The 16,021-nt window shown below is 71.9% G+C and carries 16 protein-coding genes; 9 read left to right on the top strand and 7 right to left on the bottom strand.

Features of this window, described 5'->3' with window-relative positions; genetic code table 11:
- The first annotated feature begins 1 nt into the window (after nucleotide 1).
- The 3 genes from leuD to ACFT32_RS34045 all read left to right on the top strand — a co-directional run bounded on the left by leuD (nucleotide 2) and on the right by ACFT32_RS34045 (nucleotide 1,882).
- A complete protein-coding gene (leuD, locus tag ACFT32_RS34055; RefSeq protein WP_382496979.1) occupies nucleotides 2-595 on the top strand; it encodes a 3-isopropylmalate dehydratase small subunit in 594 nt (197 codons plus the stop codon).
- Between the two features lie 277 nt (nucleotides 596-872).
- On the top strand, nucleotides 873-1,103 hold the full coding sequence (locus ACFT32_RS34050; protein ID WP_382496977.1) for a hypothetical protein: 231 nt from the start codon (nucleotides 873-875) through the stop codon (nucleotides 1,101-1,103).
- 137 nt (nucleotides 1,104-1,240) lie between these two features.
- Entirely contained in the window at nucleotides 1,241-1,882 is a 642-nt protein-coding gene (locus ACFT32_RS34045) for an HU family DNA-binding protein (protein ID WP_382496975.1), read from the top strand.
- Between the two features lie 71 nt (nucleotides 1,883-1,953).
- On the opposite strand, the gene ACFT32_RS34040 is transcribed toward ACFT32_RS34045, so the two are convergent.
- On the bottom strand, nucleotides 1,954-2,157 hold the full coding sequence (locus tag ACFT32_RS34040) for a hypothetical protein (RefSeq protein ID WP_184598572.1): 204 nt from the start codon (nucleotides 2,155-2,157) through the stop codon (nucleotides 1,954-1,956).
- Between the two features lie 9 nt (nucleotides 2,158-2,166).
- Nucleotides 2,167-2,805: a 2-phospho-L-lactate guanylyltransferase gene (gene cofC / locus ACFT32_RS34035; RefSeq protein ID WP_382496971.1), complete on the bottom strand. Its 639-nt coding sequence runs from the start codon at nucleotides 2,803-2,805 to the stop codon at nucleotides 2,167-2,169.
- Nucleotides 2,806-2,964: 159 nt separating this feature from the next.
- Between cofC and ACFT32_RS34030 the strand changes: the two genes are divergently transcribed.
- From ACFT32_RS34030 to ACFT32_RS34020, 3 genes are read left to right on the top strand one after another with little or no spacing between them, the layout of a single operon-like run.
- Nucleotides 2,965-3,768 (top strand): lysophospholipid acyltransferase family protein, encoded by an 804-nt coding sequence (locus ACFT32_RS34030; RefSeq protein WP_382496969.1) that lies wholly within the window; start codon nucleotides 2,965-2,967, stop codon nucleotides 3,766-3,768.
- Nucleotides 3,765-4,775: an NAD(P)H-dependent glycerol-3-phosphate dehydrogenase gene (locus ACFT32_RS34025; RefSeq protein WP_382496966.1), complete on the top strand. Its 1,011-nt coding sequence runs from the start codon at nucleotides 3,765-3,767 to the stop codon at nucleotides 4,773-4,775. Before ACFT32_RS34030 ends, ACFT32_RS34025 begins: the two co-directional genes overlap by 4 nt.
- Nucleotides 4,776-4,834: 59 nt before the next feature.
- On the top strand, nucleotides 4,835-5,992 hold the full coding sequence (locus ACFT32_RS34020) for a D-alanine--D-alanine ligase family protein (protein WP_382496963.1): 1,158 nt from the start codon (nucleotides 4,835-4,837) through the stop codon (nucleotides 5,990-5,992).
- 24 nt (nucleotides 5,993-6,016) lie between these two features.
- On the opposite strand, the gene ACFT32_RS34015 is transcribed toward ACFT32_RS34020, so the two are convergent.
- Together ACFT32_RS34015 and ACFT32_RS34010 are read right to left on the bottom strand one after the other, a co-directional pair.
- Nucleotides 6,017-6,535: a DUF3515 domain-containing protein gene (locus tag ACFT32_RS34015; RefSeq protein WP_382496960.1), complete on the bottom strand. Its 519-nt coding sequence runs from the start codon at nucleotides 6,533-6,535 to the stop codon at nucleotides 6,017-6,019.
- Between the two features lie 20 nt (nucleotides 6,536-6,555).
- Nucleotides 6,556-6,789 carry an Lrp/AsnC family transcriptional regulator gene (locus tag ACFT32_RS34010; protein ID WP_193481916.1) on the bottom strand — a complete coding sequence of 78 codons (234 nt, stop codon included), beginning with the start codon at nucleotides 6,787-6,789 and terminating at the stop codon, nucleotides 6,556-6,558.
- 206 nt (nucleotides 6,790-6,995) lie between these two features.
- Between ACFT32_RS34010 and ACFT32_RS34005 the strand changes: the two genes are divergently transcribed.
- Both ACFT32_RS34005 and thiD read left to right on the top strand, forming a co-directional pair.
- Entirely contained in the window at nucleotides 6,996-7,961 is a 966-nt protein-coding gene (locus tag ACFT32_RS34005) for a thiamine-phosphate kinase (protein ID WP_382496958.1), read from the top strand.
- Nucleotides 7,958-8,749: a bifunctional hydroxymethylpyrimidine kinase/phosphomethylpyrimidine kinase gene (thiD, locus tag ACFT32_RS34000; protein ID WP_382496955.1), complete on the top strand. Its 792-nt coding sequence runs from the start codon at nucleotides 7,958-7,960 to the stop codon at nucleotides 8,747-8,749. Before ACFT32_RS34005 ends, thiD begins: the two co-directional genes overlap by 4 nt.
- A gap of 118 nt (nucleotides 8,750-8,867) precedes the next feature.
- On the opposite strand, the gene rpmB is transcribed toward thiD, so the two are convergent.
- Entirely contained in the window at nucleotides 8,868-9,053 is a 186-nt protein-coding gene (gene rpmB / locus ACFT32_RS33995; protein ID WP_003993230.1) for a 50S ribosomal protein L28, read from the bottom strand.
- 246 nt (nucleotides 9,054-9,299) lie between these two features.
- On the opposite strand from rpmB, the gene ACFT32_RS33990 reads away from it, so the two are divergent.
- Nucleotides 9,300-11,129, top strand: a complete 1,830-nt coding sequence (locus ACFT32_RS33990; protein ID WP_382496952.1) for a DAK2 domain-containing protein — start codon at nucleotides 9,300-9,302, stop codon at nucleotides 11,127-11,129.
- A gap of 9 nt (nucleotides 11,130-11,138) precedes the next feature.
- Here the strand turns inward: ACFT32_RS33990 and ACFT32_RS33985 are convergent, their stop codons facing one another.
- Both ACFT32_RS33985 and ACFT32_RS33980 read right to left on the bottom strand, forming a co-directional pair.
- The gene (locus tag ACFT32_RS33985; protein ID WP_382496949.1) at nucleotides 11,139-14,081 is read right to left on the bottom strand and encodes a tetratricopeptide repeat protein; all 2,943 of its coding nucleotides are present in this window, start codon (nucleotides 14,079-14,081) and stop codon (nucleotides 11,139-11,141) included.
- A complete protein-coding gene (locus ACFT32_RS33980; protein ID WP_382497418.1) occupies nucleotides 14,078-15,916 on the bottom strand; it encodes an HSP90 family protein in 1,839 nt (612 codons plus the stop codon). Before ACFT32_RS33980 ends, ACFT32_RS33985 begins: the two co-directional genes overlap by 4 nt.
- Nucleotides 15,917-16,021 lie beyond the last annotated feature (105 nt).

Raw genomic sequence — 16,021 nt, 5'->3', positions numbered from 1 at the left:
CATGGAAGCCTTCACCACCCACACCGGCCGGGCCGTCCCGCTGCGCCGCAGCAACGTCGACACCGACCAGATCATCCCCGCCCACTGGCTCAAGAAGGTCACGCGCGACGGGTTCGAGGACGGGCTGTTCGAGGCCTGGCGCAAGGACGAGTCGTTCGTGCTCAACCAGCCCGAGCGGCAGGGCGCGACCGTCCTGGTCGCCGGCCCCGACTTCGGCACCGGCTCCTCCCGTGAGCACGCCGTCTGGGCACTGCAGAACTACGGCTTCAAGGCCGTGATCTCCTCCCGCTTCGCCGATATCTTCCGTGGCAACTCGCTCAAGAACGGCCTGCTCACGGTCGTTCTGGAGCAGAAGATCGTGGACGCGCTGTGGGAGCTCGCGGAGAAGGACCCGCAGGCCGAGATCACCGTCGACCTGGTGGCCCGCGAGGTGCGCGCCGAGGGCATCACCGCCTCCTTCGAGCTGGACGAGAACTCCCGCTGGCGGCTGCTGAACGGCCTCGACGACATCTCGATCACCCTCCAGAACGAGGAGGACATCGCCGCGTACGAGGCGAAGCGTCCCGCCTTCAAGCCGCAGACGATCCAGCTCTGATCCGGAGCACGATCCGCCGCCTCTGAACAAGGCGACTTTCGGCCACCGCAACACCCCCTCTGTACCCCCGATCAGCCCGATCGGGGGTACAGCCGTGTCTGCACCCGAACGGCCCTGTCCGTCCGGAGGGCGCCGCTCAACTTCCCACGTTATGCCGGGGGTTGCCGGGGTAATCGAGGTGTACAGCCGCGACTTCCGCGCGTGCCCGGAAGGCCGTTTGCGGCGGCAGTTGTCCCCTGCGCAGGCGACAACTCGCCCCAGATGGCACAATCTGTGCATGGAACACGACGGCCAACTCGAGCTCTATGCGGCAGTCGCGGGCCAACTCAAGGAAGCGCACGCAAAAGTGCGCGCACTGCAAGTCCCGGAGGGCGTACGGATGGCGCTGACCCGGAAGCTGCTGGTCATTACGGCCGCGGCCAAGCACGATCTCGCCGACGCGGCAAGGCGGCTGGAACGGTTCACCGTGGACCTCGACGAGGGGCGACTCCCCGACGAGGAACGCTGAAACCGGACGACACCGTCGAGTTCGTTGCGGCACAAGGGTGAGAAGCCCGTTTCGTGTTTGATTTGCGGTATATATCTGCCTAACGTGCGAAAAAGCTTGAACACTTTCGTTCTGGCGATGTCTCCGAAGGGGAAGACGTGAACAAGGCGCAGCTCGTAGAAGCGATTGCCGACAAGATGGGCGGCCGTCAGCAGGCCGCCGATGCTGTCGACCACGTACTGGACGCCATCGTCCGCGCGGTCGTCTCGGGTGAGCGGGTTTCCGTCACCGGCTTCGGTTCGTTCGAGAAGGTCGACCGTCCGGCTCGGTACGCCCGTAACCCCCAGACCGGCGAGCGGGTTCGGGTCAAGAAGACCTCCGTTCCGCGCTTCCGCGCGGGTCAGGGCTTCAAGGACCTGGTCAGCGGCTCGAAGAAGCTGCCGCGTGGTGGCGAGGTCTCGGTCAAGAAGGCGCCGAAGGGCAGCCTGACCAGCGGTGCCGGCGCGACGGTCAAGAAGGCCGCCGCGAAGAAGGCGACCGCGAAGAAGGCCGCCGCCAAGAAGACCGCCGCCAAGAAGACGACGGCGAAGAAGGCGACCACGAAGACGGCGGCCGCGAAGAAGACGACGGCGAAGAAGGCGCCCGCCAAGAAGACCACGGCGACCGCCAAGAGCACCGCCGCGAAGAAGACCACCGCCAAGAAGGCCCCGGCGAAGAAGGCCACGGCCAAGAAGGCGCCCGCCAAGAAGTCGACGGCGCGCAAGACCACCGCCAAGAAGACCACCGCCCGCAAGAAGTAAGGGCGCCGGGTACTCACGCGACGGGCCGGACTCCCGCATGGAGTCCGGCCCGCGGCGTGTTCAAGCAGAGGTCAGAGGGTCTGCAGTGTCACCAGAGTGATCCTGAGGTCGTCCTTCGCGCCTTCCACCTCGATACGCACGCGCTGTCCCGGGCGCAGCAGCCTGAGACCCCCCGCGTCGAACGCCGGCGCGTCGAAGGGCACCGGGGTGCCGTCGTCCAGGAGCACCTGCCCGCTGCGGCTTTCGGGGTCGTACGTATAAGCGGTCGCCTGCATGTCCGCAGCCTACTGCCCGGGGATCAGCAACCGCGCGGCGGCCGCGGCCGTATGAGGACCCACCCCCAGGGCCAGCGCGTTGCGCAGGTCGTCGCCGGTGTCCACGTCCTGGCGTACGGAATCCACGTCGGCGAGGCCCAGTTCCACGGCACCGGACGCGCGGTGCCGGGCCCGGGAATCGGTGCCGAAGGCCGGGAGCAATTCACGGCCCGGGGCGGCGGCCAGCAAGGTCGTTCCGATTGCGGCCGCGTCCGGGAGAAATGCGCGCGGGAATTCAGAGGCCGCGTCGAGTACCCGAGTCAATTCCGGTGGGCGCAGTGCCGGAAGATCGGCGTTGAGTGCGGCCACCGGACTTCCGGGGCGAGTGGACCGTATGATCCCCGCCCCGTGTGCGAGAGCGGCGTTGAGGCCGCTTCCCGGCTCGTCGGGGATGATCGCGGCGCCGAGTACGGCCAGCTCACGGCCCGCCCGGGCGTCGTCCGTGACGACTGCCACATCCCGTACCGCGGGACAGGCCAGCGCGGCCGTCACGGTGTCCTGGGCGAAGGCGAGCGCCAGGCCCGGCCGCAGCCCGTCGTCCGCGGTGTCCGCAAGCCTGCTCTTGGCCTGGGCCAGGGGTTTCAGGGGTACGACCAACGTCCACTGCACAGGTGTTCCGTCCCTCTCTTGTCGCGGTCATTGTCACCCGGGGCATCGGGCGGCGGGCGGGTCGGGGCGTACGGTGTTCTCGACAGACCGGCGGCCTGGGGCGACACTTGTGCGGCCCCCCGGTGGCCCCCGCTTCAGGCCCTAGAGGAAGGTGTCCGCGTGCCCCGCCGCAGAATCGGCTTCTGGTACCGCTTCGCTGCGGTGATCTGCAAACCGCCGCTGGTGGTTCTGCTCAGGCGGGACTGGCGCGGAATCGAGCACATTCCGGTTGATGGTGGATTTATCACCGCGGTGAACCACAATTCGCACATTGATCCCTTCGCTTACGCGCACTTTCAGTACAACACCGGGCGCGTCCCGCGATTCCTCGCGAAGAGCGGCCTTTTCAAGAGCGGATTCGTCGGAGCCGCGATGCGGGGCACCGGGCAGATCCCCGTCTACCGCGAGAGCACGGACGCGCTCAGCGCATTCCGGGCCGCGATCGACGCCGTGAACCGCGGTGAATGCGTCGCCTTCTATCCCGAGGGCACGCTCACCCGCGACCCGGAAGGCTGGCCCATGACCGGCAAGACCGGGGCGGCGCGCGTCGCCCTGGAGACCAAATGCCCGGTGATTCCCGTCGCCCAGTGGGGCTGCAACGAGCTGCTGCCGCCGTACGCGAAGAAGCCGCACCTCCTGCCGCGCAAGACGCACCGCGTGCTGGCCGGGCCGCCCGTGGACCTCGCGCGGTTCTACGACCAGGAGATGACCGCGGATCTCCTGAAGGAGGCCACCGAGGTCATCATGGCCGCCGTGACCTGTCAGCTGGAGGAGATCCGCGGGGAGAAGGCACCCGCCACGCCCTACGACCCGCGCCGGGAGCGGATCGAGCAGCGGCGCCGCACCCAGGCGCAGACACAGCGGGGCGGGCAGGAATCGGTGCAGTCGGTGCAGTCGGCGCAGGAAGAGGGGCTGGGCAAGTGAGCAAGCCGGTCAAGGCGGCGGTGCTGAGCGCCGGTTCGTGGGGTACGGCGTTCGGCATGGTGCTCGCCGACGCGGGGTGCGAGGTCACCCTGTGGGGGCGCCGCCCGGAGGTCGTGGAGGCGATCAACTCCACCCGGACCAATCCCGACTACTTCCCGGGCGTCGCGCTGCCGGAGAACGTACGGGCCACCACGGATCCTGCGGAAGCCGCCGCGGACGCCGACTTCACGGTCCTCTCGGTCCCCTCGCAGACCCTGCGCGGCAACCTCGCCGAGTGGAGCCCGCTGCTCGCCCCGCACACGGTCCTTGTGTCGCTGATGAAGGGCGTCGAACTCGGCTCCGCGATGCGGATGAGCGAGGTCATCGACGATGTCGCCAAGGTCGGCCCGGACCGCATCGCCGTGGTCACCGGACCCAACCTGGCCCGGGAGATCGCCGCGCGGATGCCGGCCGCCGCCGTGGTCGCCTGCACCGACGAGGCCGTCGCGCAGCGGCTCCAGGCCGCCTGCCACACGCCGTACTTCCGCCCGTACACCAACACCGACGTCGTCGGCTGTGAACTCGGCGGCGCGGTGAAGAACGTCATCGGGCTGGCCGTCGGCATCGCGGACGGCATGGGCCTCGGCGACAACGCCAAGGGCTCGCTCATCACCCGCGGTCTCGCCGAGACGACCCGGCTCGGCATGGCCCTGGGCGCCGACCCGCTGACCTTCTCCGGACTCGCGGGCCTGGGCGACCTGGTGGCCACCTGTTCCTCGCCGCTGTCCCGCAACCACACCTTCGGCACCAACCTCGGCAAGGGCATGACCCTGCAGGAGACCATCGCGGTCACCAAGCAGACCGCCGAGGGCGTCAAGTCCTGCGAGTCGGTGCTGGATCTGGCCCGCCGGCACGGAGTCGACATGCCGATCACCGAGACGGTCGTCGAAATCGTGCACGAGGGCAAGCCTCCGGTGGTGGCCCTCAAGGAGCTGATGTCGCGCAGCGCGAAGCCCGAACGACGCTGAGCGACGCGACGTCGGGGGCGCTGTCTCCGGGCCCTACCAACGGGTACTCTCAACCCGATATGAGCACCGAGAACCTCCCCCAGAGCCCAGAGCAGCCGCCTCGCAAGCCGCGTGTGGCCGTCGTGTTCGGCGGGCGCAGCTCCGAACACGGGATCTCCGTGGTCACCGCCGGCGCCGTCCTCAAGGCCATCGACCGGACCAAGTACGACGTCCTGCCGATCGGCATCACCCAGGACGGCCGTTGGGCGCTCACGGCGGACGAACCGGAGCGGATGGCGATCGTCGACCGGCGCCCGCCGAGTGTCGACGCGCTCGCCGAGTCGGACGAGGGCGGAGTGATCCTCCCGGTCGACCCGGCCAACCGCGAAGTCGTCTACAGCGAGCCGGGATCGGTTCCCAAGGCGCTCGGCGAGGTCGACGTGGTCTTCCCGGTGCTGCACGGCCCGTACGGCGAGGACGGCACCCTCCAGGGCCTCCTGGAGCTCTCCGGAGTCCCGTACGTGGGTTCGGGTGTGCTCGCCTCGGCCGTCGGCCAGGACAAGGAGTACATGAAGCGGGTGTTCACCTCCTTCGGGCTCAAGGTGGGCCCGTACGTGGTGGTCCGCCCGCGCGAGTGGGAGAGGGACGAGACCGCCGCCCGCAAGAAGATCGTGGACTTCGCCGGCGAGCACGGCTGGCCGCTGTTCGTGAAGCCCGCCCGCGCCGGTTCGTCGATCGGCATCACCAAGGTCGACGACCTCTCCGGACTCGACGAGGCGATCGCCGAGGCCCAGCGGCACGACCCGAAGATCCTCGTGGAGGCCGCGCTGCGCGGCCGCGAGATCGAGTGCGGCGTCCTGGAGTTCGAGGACGGCCCCCGCGCCTCCGCCCCCGCGGAGATCCCCACTCCCGAGGCCCACGCGTACTACGACTTCGAGGCCAAGTACATCGACTCGACGCCGGGGATCGTGCCCGCGCCGCTGACGCCGGAGGAGACGGCCGAGGTCCAGCGCCTGGCGGTCGACGCCTTCGAGGCGGCGTCCTGTGAGGGCCTGGTCCGCGCGGACTTCTTCCTCACCGAGGACGGCGAGTTCGTGATCAACGAGATCAACACGATGCCCGGCTTCACGCCCATCTCGATGTACCCGCAGATGTGGCAGGCGAGCGGGGTGTCCTACCCGGAGCTGGTGGACCGCCTGGTGCAGGCGGCACTTGGCCGTTCGACGGGCCTGCGCTGAATCGACCGCGCGTCGCGGGAGGTGTCAGGAGGCGATCCCCTCGGGGATCGCCTTTTTCACAGCGGCAGCCAGATCGATCAGCACCCCGGAGCTGTCCGGCCCCTCGGGCACGCGCACTTCCACGTACGCCTCCCGGTTGGCGGTGGTGAAGACGTGCCCCCCGTCGTCCCGCTCCTCCATCAGCCAGTCCACCCCGTTCACACCCCCGGCGACCGCGTCCGGATCACGTCCGTCCGCCACCTTCGGATCGATCATCTTGGGCGGCTGCGGAACACCGCAGCGCAGTATGATCGCCGGGCTGCCCCAGCCCGCCGTCAGCGCCGACGCGGGCTCGGGATCCTCGCGGCGCTCACCGTCCACCTTCGCGGGCAGTACCTTGTCCAGGTTCCGGCACAGTTCCACGGCCTTGGCGCCCGGACTGGGAACCGCCGCCGACGCGCTGTCGTCTGCTGAGGAGCAGCCCGCGACAGTGATCAACAGCGCGAGAGCGGGCAGGCGGACCATGCGGAAGACAGAACGGTGCCGGTGACGGAAAGAGTTCACCGGCACAGGGTAGACGGGGGCTAGATATGGACGACCGGGCAGGTCAGGGTGCGGGTGATGCCGTCCACCTGCTGGACCCTGGCGACCACCAGACGACCGAGATCGTCGACGGTGTCGGCCTGGGCCCGCACGATGACGTCGTACGGTCCTGTCACGTCCTCGGCCTGGACGACCCCAGGGATCTTGCTGATCGTCTCGGCGACGGTCGACGCCTTGCCGACCTCCGTCTGGATCAGGATGTACGCCTGTACCACGGAACCTCCAGGGCGGCCACGAGGATCATGTGGGGAAAAGGAACGCCACGGTATCGCGTCGCCGCTCACCACGGGGAGACCCGTGGGGACCGGGTCTTGCGCGCCGGGGCCCGGGTCCGGCAGAACTTGACGGTCACTTCGACCGTAGCGAGGCCCGAGATGCCTCGCTACCGGGCATGGACAGGGACAGAAGGGGAGAAAGGGCAATGAAGGGCACTGTTGGTGAGCTCGGTGAGTTCGGGCTCATCAGGGAGCTCACCTCCCGTCTGACCACCACCCCGGCGGTCCGGGTCGGCCCCGGCGACGACGCCGCCGTGGTGGCCGCGCCCGACCGCCGGGTCGTGGCCAGTACGGACATCCTGGTGGAGGGCCGGCACTTCCGCCGGGACTGGTCGACGGCCTACGACGTGGGCCGCAAGGCGGCCGCGCAGAACCTCGCCGACATCGCCGCCATGGGCGCCGTACCGACCGCGCTGCTGCTCGGTCTGGTCGTCCCGGCCGACCTGCCGGTGACATGGCCGAGCGAGCTGATGGACGGCCTGCGCGACGAGTGCCAGGTGGCGGGCGCCGCCGTGGTCGGCGGTGACGTCGTACGCGGGGACTCGATCATGGTGTCGATCACGGCGCTCGGCGATCTGCGCAACCAGGAGCCGGTGACGCGGGCGGGCGCGCAGCCCGGCGACCTCGTCGCGGTGACCGGCTGGCTCGGGTGGTCGGCGGCCGGGTACGCGGTGCTGTCGCGGGGGTTCCGCTCGCCGCGCGCGTTCGTGGAGGCCCATCGGCGCCCCGAGCCGCCGTATCACGCGGGTCCGGCCGCCGCCGGGCTCGGGGCGACCGCGATGTGCGATGTGAGCGACGGGCTGATCGCCGATCTCGGGCACATCGCCGAGGCCAGCAAGGTGCGGATCGACATCCGCTCCGGGGCGATCGACATCCCGACCCAGATGAACGACATCGGGCAGGCCGTCGGCGTCGACCCCATGCAGTGGGTGCTGACCGGGGGAGAGGACCACGCGATCGTGGCGACGTTCCCGTCGGACGTGAAGCTGCCCGCCCGCTGGAAGGTCATCGGCGAGGTCCTCAACCCCTCGGCGCTGCCCCAGGTCACGGTCGACGGGGCGCCGTGGACCAGCAAGGGCGGCTGGGACCACTTCGGAGACATAGAGTCATGATCCCCAACGTCCTCACCGTGGCAGGCTCCGACTCCGGCGGAGGCGCGGGCATCCAGGCCGACCTGAAGACGATGCTCGCGCTCGGCGTGCACGGCATGAGCGTCGTCACGGCGGTGACGGCGCAGAACTCCCTCGGCGTGCAGGGGGCTTGGGAGCTGCCCGTGGAGGCCGTGCGGGCCCAGTACCGCAGTGTCGTCGACGACATCGGCGTCCAGGCGGTCAAGACCGGGATGCTGGCCTCCGCGGAACTCGTGGAGGCGGTGGCCGGGTTGCTCGCGGGGACGGACGCCCCGGCGGTCGTCGACCCGGTGGGCGTCTCGAAGCACGGCGACTCCCTGCTCGCCGCCTCGGCGCTGGACTCCGTCCGTACGAAGCTGCTGCCGGTGGCGACGGTCGCCACCCCTAACCTCGACGAGGTGGCCCAGCTGACCGGGGTGCGGGTCGAGTCGGAGGAGCAGTTGCGTGAGGCCGCGGCCGCCGTGCTCGGGTACGGGCCGCGCTGGGTGCTGATCAAGGGCGGGCATCTGCCCGGGGACGCCGTCGATCTGCTCACCGACGGCTCCGAGGAGCACTGGCTGCGGGCGCCGCGCCATGACAACCGGCACACGCACGGCACGGGCTGCACCCTGGCCTCCGCGATCGCCTCACAGCTGGCGAAGGGGCGGTCGGTGCCGGAGGCGGTGACGGCGGCCAAGGAGTACGTCACGGGGGCCGTCGCGGCCGGCTTCGCGCTCGGCGGGGGCATCGGGCCGGTCGATCACGGCTGGCGGTTCCGGGCCGGGTCCTGAGCGTCCGGCCTTTCCTCGTCCGGCCTTTCCCGGATATCCGGACACGCCGAAGAGCCGGTCCACCTGAGGTGGACCGGCTCTGTAAGCGAACCAGCAGTGGTTGCGCGCTAGCTGAGCGTCAGCGCGAGACCTTGCCGGCCTTGATGCACGAGGTGCAAGCGTTCACGCGCTTCGGCGTCCCGCCCACCACGGTACGCACACGCTGGATGTTCGGGTTCCAGCGGCGGGACGTACGGCGGTGCGAGTGCGAGATGTTGTTGCCGAAGCCCGGCCCCTTGCCGCAGACGTCGCAGTTGGCAGCCACGGGTCACTCCAAAGACTTCAGATGCACTTACGGATAATCCCGGCATGCCGGGATCAGGATCGAGGATCTGAGTGGCGTTGCCAGGGGAACGGCCCGATGAGATCGGGCAACCGGAGCAGCATACAACGACTGCCCCAGTGCAACGAAACTACCATGGTGGCTCGGGGTCCGGCTCCGGCCCGCTTCCGGTCCGGACCGCCCCGGAGACTACGCTGCGTGCCACGTCCAGCAGCTGAGGGAGGCGCAGTGGCGCAGGTGCCGCAGACATTCTTCGATGCTCTCGCGGTGCGCACCTGGTGTGGTCTCGCTCTCGAGACGCTGGGGCGGGCGCGTGAGGAGATCGACGCGATCAACGTCTACCCCGTGGCGGACGGGGACACCGGCACGAACCTGTATCTGACCGTGGAGTCCGCGGTCGCGGCAGTCGAGGCGGTGTTCGCGGGCCATGCGGCGGGGGCGGGTCCGGAGGGGCCGACCTTCGCCGATGCCGCCCGGGCGATGGCGCACGGGGCGCTCATCGGTGCCCGCGGGAACTCCGGGACCATCCTTGCCCAGCTGCTGCGCGGCATGGCCCAGGTGCTGGCCCACGACGAGGCCGCCCACGCCGACGGCCAGAACCTGCGGCTCGCCCTGCGGCACGCGGCCGACTCCGCCCGCCAGGCCGTGGCCCACCCCGTCGAGGGCACCGTCCTCACGGTCGCCTCGGCCGCCGCCGACGCCGCGGACGGTGCCGAGGGCGACTGCGGGAAGGTGGCCCGGGCGGCCTACGAGGGAGCGCGCACGGCCCTCGCCGCGACCCCCGGCCAGCTGCCCGTCCTGGAACGCGCCGGGGTGGTCGACGCCGGTGGGCGAGGGCTGGTGGCGGTGCTCGGGGCGCTGGTGGAGACGTTCACGGGGGAGACGCCGCGGGCGATGGCGGCGGGTGCGGTGCGGGTGCGTGCGGGGGTGGAGGGCGCGGCTGAGGATGTGGCTGCGGCCGCGGCTTCGGGTGCCGGTGGTGCGGCTGGTGCGGCTGGTGCGGCTGGTGCGGCGAGCGTGCCAGGGGCCAGGGCGTCCGGGGAAGAGGTGGCCGAGGGCCCGGTCGGGGCGCACCCCGGCCCGGACGAGGATCTCCACGAGTGCGCCGACAGTGCCGCCGTTCCGGGCCGGGACGGGCCCGCCTTCGAGGTGATCTACCTCCTGGAGGCCGAGGACGCGGCCGTGGCGCGATTGCGGGAGCGGCTCGACGCCCTCGGGGACTCCCTCGTCGTGGTCGGCGGTGACGGGCTGTGGAACGTCCATGTCCATGTCGACGACGCGGGCGCCGCCGTCGAGGCCGGCATCGAGGCGGGGCGGCCCTACCGGATCCGCATCACGCACTTCGGCGCCGGCGATGTGCACACCACCGGCGCCGAGCGGCCGCCCCGGGAGCGCGCCCAGCGCGCCGTCGTGGCCGTCGTGCCCGGCGAGGGCCTGGCCGGGCTGTACACCGAGGCCGGCGCGACCACCGTGCTCGCACGCCCCGGGGAGCCGCCCGCGAGCGGCGAGCTCGTGCAGGCCGTACGGCGGGCCCACGCGCGCGAGGTCGTGCTGCTGCCCAACGATGCCGAACTGCGTCACACCGCCGCGGCGGCGGCCGAGCAGGCCCGTACTGAGGGCATCCGCGTGGCCCTCATCCCGACCCGCTCGGCGGTCCAGGGCATCGCGGCACTGGCCGTGCACGAGCCGGAGCGCCGTTTCGACGAGGACGTGGTGTCGATGACCTCGGCGGCCGGCGCGACCCGCTACGCCGAGGTCACCGTCGCCGAGCGCCAGTCCTGGACGATGGCCGGCATCTGCCAGGCCGGCGACGTCCTCGGCCTGATCGACGGCGACGTGGCCGTGATCGGCACGGACGTCGCGGCCACCGCCGGGACCGTCCTGGACCGGATGCTCGCGGCCGGGGGCGAGATGGTCACCCTGGTGCTCGGCGACGACGCCCCCGAGGCGATCGCCGAGCAGTTGGAGGGCCGGGTCCGCGAGGGGTATCTCGCCGTCGACACGGTCGTGTACCGGGGCGGACGGCAAGGGGCCCTGCTCCTCATCGGCGTGGAGTAGGACCGGACCTCAGCCCTGCCGCTCCGCCACGGCCTGGAGCATGTGCCCGGCCTCCGCCCGCCGGGCCCGCACCTCCTGGTCCTCGACGGCTCCCGTGCCGTCGGAGCCGCCGTGCCCCTCGTACGCCGCCAGCACCGCACGCGCGCGTGCCCCGGCCTCGGCCGAGCGGCCCAGGTCGGCCTCCAGCCAGCCCGCGGCCAGCTCGGCACCGGTGCGGCTGTGCAGGGCGCCGTCCCCGAGCGAGGCGAACACCTCTGCCGACCGGACCACTTGGGACAGGGCCTCCTCCAGCACGGCCCGGGTCGAGGCGTCTTCGACCTCCTCGGAGACGGAGCGGGCCAGCAGGTCGCCGAACTGCCGGTGGGTGTGTCCGAGTTCGGCCGTGAGCCGGAGCCGGGACTCCTCGTCGGCGGCCGTGTCCCGCGCCGCCTCGCAATCCCGCACAGCGCCCGCCATCAGGCCGCGTGCCTCCTCCTGCCCGTCCCGCTCGTGCAACGCCAGCCAGGCGCGGGCGCGCAGGGAGCGGACCAGCCCGTGGGTGTTGCCGAGTTCGCGCCACAGGTCACCCGCGCGCGTGTAGGCCCGGTCCGCCTCGGCGGCCAGCCCGGCCTGCCCGAGCGACTCACCGGCCAGATGGGCGAGGGTGGCGTGGTCGCCCTGCTCGGGCCAGTGCCGGGCGATCTCGGCCGCTTGCAGGCGCCGTTCGGCCGCCGCGCGGTGCTCGCCGAGTTCGCTCAGGCAGTCGCCGAGCCACCACTGCGTCTGCACGACCGCCCCGTCGCCGTGAGTCTCGGCGGTCAGATCGGGCAGCGCCGACTCCAGCACCTCGGCCGCCTCGGCCCACCGCTCCTGCCGCAGCAGGAACCCGCCGAGCTGCTGCCGTGCCCAGGCACCCAGCGTCGCGCTCTCGCCCGCCTCATCGGCCCAGTGCGCGGCCTGCAGGGCGTGCTCCGCGGCCTCCACGGCCTCGCCCCGGCCGCCGACCACCTCGGCGAGCTGGAGGTGCAGCTGCGCCCGGCCGGGCGCCTCCAGCTGCGGCCCGCCGTGCTCCAGGGCCGCCCGCAGCGCCCGTTCCGCCTCCGCCATGTCGTCGAGGTGGTGCGCCAGGGAGGCCAGCCGGGCCTCGTACTCCACCGCGAACCAGGGCAGCCCCGCCGCGACGAACGCCGCCGCGCCCCGCGCGAACAGCTCCGCGGCCGACCTCAGATCCCCGGCCAGTCCCGCCAGCTCGCCGAGCATCACCTGCGCCTCGGCGGCCCGCGCGGCCAGCCGTACGTCCTCCCCGGTCCGCCCGTCGACGAGCGCCAGGACCTCGCGGACGGCGGCTTCGGCCTCGGCGAGCACCGCCTCCGTCCCGGGACCCTCGGCCGCGTGCGCCCGGCGCATCAGGATCCGGGCCCGGCCCATCAGGACGGACGCCGTCTGCCGCAGGCCCGTGCCGCCGGCGGCGTGCAGCGCGAGGATCTCGTCGTACGGGCCGGCCACGGCTGTGACCGCGTCTGCCACCTCGCCCCCGAGAGCGCGTACGTACGCCGCACGCGCGCGTGCCGCCAGGGCCTCGCCCGGATCGCCCGCCTCCGCGTACAGCCCGGCGGCCCGCTCGAAGAGCGCGGCACCCCCGGGGCCGAGGCCCATGGCCTCGTGGTCCGCGATCTCGGCCCGGTCGCGCGGGTCCAGCTCGTCGTCCGCCGCGGCCCCGGCGACCGCCGCCCACGCCTCCACGGCGCCCGGCCGCAGGGTGTCCGACAGCCGCCGTGCCTCGGCCAGCAGGGCGGGCAGACCGGGCTGCCCGGTGACAGCGGCCGGCACGGCCGGGGGAGCGGGCGGAGGGACCGTCCGCACCGACCGCACCCCCAGCGGCAGCCGCTCCACCAGGGGTTGCCGCGCCATACGCGCGCGTGCCCGCTCACTGACGTGGGCCGTGCCGTTGCGCTCGTCGAAGCGCGCCGCCAGGGCGAGGGCCTCCGCACGCGCGTGCGTGGCCAGTTCCCGGGCGGTCCACTCCCGGCCGGCCGGGCCAGGCACCTGCCGGTCGCCCAGTCCCAGTCCGGTCAGGCGGTCCATGAGCAGGGCCACCACGCTCATGAAGTCCAGCTTGCTCTGCGGCTGCCCGTCGTCCGTGAAGTACGCGGGCCGCTCCGCGAGCAGCTCGAGACCGCGCGCCTCGTTGCCGGTCAGCGCGCAGAACTCCACGTGCTCCGCGTACGCGCCCCGCATGCTCTCCATGGGCCGTACGAGCCGGAAGCCCCGCAGATGGTGCGCGCGTGCCTCGTCCGGGCGGCCCAGCCGCAGCAGCGGCACCAGGGAGGAGGCGAGGGCCGTGTGCGGCTCGTGGGCGCAGGCGTACTCGCCCTCCAGCACCGGCCGCCACAGCTCCAGGGCCTCCGCGTCCCGGCCCTGTTCCGCCTGCCACCAGCCCTGCCCGTGCAGCTCGCACGCGTGGCAGTCGGCCATGCTGTCCCGGTCGGCCGCCAGCCACGCGGCGTACGCCCGCTCGGCCCGCGCGATGTCCCCGACATGGGCGGCCACGCTGTGCTCGGCGCTGCGCACGGCCCGCTCGGAGTGCCCGGCGAGCCGGTAGCGGTGTTCCATCTCGCCGAGCCACTTCTCGATCGACGCGAGCGGGATGTGCGGCTGGTCGAGCATGCCGGACGACACCCACTTGAAGACCCAGTGCAGCGAGTGGGTCTCGTACTCGTCGAAGTCCTCGGGGTGTTCGTCCCACAGGCGCAGCAGACGAGCGAAGGGGACGAACATCTTCCCCTTCTCGGAGCTGTAGTTGTAGACCTTCAGCTGGTGCCCGAGGGCCTCGATCACGGCGAGCGGGATGTTCAGCTTCTCGGCCGCCGTCAGCAGCTCCTCCGCGCGCGCGTTGCGGGCGGGCCCCTCCGGCTCGTCGGAGTTCTCCGCCATCGCCCGGCGCAGTGCGTCGAAGTCGGTGATCTCACTCATGCCTGACCGTCCTCGCTGTGCGTGGCCCACTCCAGGAGACCGATGAACGCGCGGTTGAGCAGCGCCGAGTCGGCGGGCCTGAGCGGCCGCTGCGCCATCAGCAACGCCTGACCGTACAGCGACTCCGTCGCCGTGCCGATCAGCTCCGGGTCGTGCAGCGCGCTGATCCGCCGGACCAGCGGATTGAGGTGGTTGAGCACCAGGCGCGCGCGTGGAGCACTGCCGCGCAGGGAGCCGAGGATGCCCGCCCACAGGTCGTCGGCCTGCGCCTCGGCGTCGGCCCGGGCCTGTTCGTGCCGGGCGTCCCGGTCGTCGAGGTGCAGCGCGGGCACCGAGAGCGGGTGGAAGGCCCGCAGCACCACATCGCAGCCCAGCCGGTCGAGCCGGGCCCGCGCCGCCGCCAGGAAGTCCGAGAGGGCCAGCTCCTCGGCCGGGTCGACGTCGTCCAGATGGGCGGTCACCGTGTCCGCGTCCAGCTCGGCGACCACGGTCCCCGGCCGCACCGACGGCAAGGCCTCCACCAGCTCGCTGTCGTACGTGTAACCGCCGTTGATCACGCCGATGCCCTGCGCGGACGCGATCGGCGCGACCTGCCGGTACTCCTCGACGGTCCGCGTGAAGTGCACCACCGGGTGCCGCTGCGCGAACTCCTCCAGGGACAGCCGCCCGTCGGTCGTCTCGAAGGGCAGCCACGGCAGCATCGTGCGCAGCATCTCGCGGTCGTGCCGGGCCAGCGACTTCACACCCAGGTGGTGCACCGAAAGGAACGCGGCCAGCCGTTCCGGATCACCGGCCGCCAGGCCCGTCAGCCACCCGCGGATCCGCTCGCCCAGCGCCTCCCGTACGGCGGCCAGCGTCTCGTCCTCGTACAGCGACTCGCGCGAGGCCGTCGGCCGCAGGCTGTCCGTGTCGAGCACGCAGCGCACGAAGAACGCCCAGTCGGGCAGCAGCTGCTCGGCCCGCTCGGTGAGCAGCATGCCCTTGAGATGCACGCGATGCCCGGCGCGCTGGGCCGGGCTGACCGCCGACGGCAGCACATACGCCACCCCGCGGATGCCGGCCAGCGGCACGGCCAGGTCGATCGTGTCCAACGGGGTGAAGCCGAACAGGTCGTGGCAGTGCCGGGCGAGGGCGACACGGCGGGTGGCCGGGCTCGGATACGAACGGTCCCAGGGCGCCGGCAGGTCGGTGACGGCCTCGTCGCCCACCCTGACGTCGTACGGCAGCAGCGATCCGAAGTCCTTTGCCAGGGCCGCGACCCGCTCGGGCGTGAGCCACTCCGCGGCCCCCGCCCGGGCCACCAGATGCACGGTCGTGCCGGGTTCGGGCCGCTCGGCGTCCGGCAGCGTCCGCACGGTGTACGAACCGTCGTCCCGGGCCGTCCACTCCACGGGCGGCGCCCCGGGCGTACGGGCGCTGCGGCTGACCACCCGGATCCGCTCGGCCACGACGAAACAGGCCAGCAGTCCGATGCCGAACTGCCCGAGGAAGTCGGAGCGGGCCTCCTGAAGACCCTCGGCCCGCTTGGAACTGCGCCCGATCGTGGCGAGCAGGCTGTGCACGTCCGCCTCGGTGAGCCCTACGCCGGTGTCCTCCACCCGCAGGGTGCCGTCCCGCGCGGTCAACCGCACCCGGGCCGGGGCGTCGGGCTCAACCGCGCGTCTGGCGGTGATGGCGTCCACCGCGTTCTGCAGCAGCTCGCGCAGATACACCTTGGGACTGGAGTAGAGATGGTGGGAGAGCAGGTCCACCAGACCACGCAGGTCGACCTGGAACGTATGAGGTGACTGGGGCGAACGGGGTGCCTGGAAAGCCTGTGAGGTCTCGGAATCCATCATCACGGCGCCGATGGGGGGACTCGCGACGGCGCGGGGTCGGGCGGTCCCGGTGGGGCGGTGACCGCGAAGAAGGGCCGGGAGCGCGCCATCCTAAGGCCCGAA

The sequence above is a fragment of the Streptomyces sp. NPDC057002 genome (assembly GCF_042673825.1).
Classification (GTDB): Bacteria; Actinomycetota; Actinomycetes; order Streptomycetales; family Streptomycetaceae; genus Streptomyces.
The sequence above is the reverse complement of the archived record's forward strand: the minus strand, read 5'-3'. Positions and strand labels throughout refer to the sequence as shown.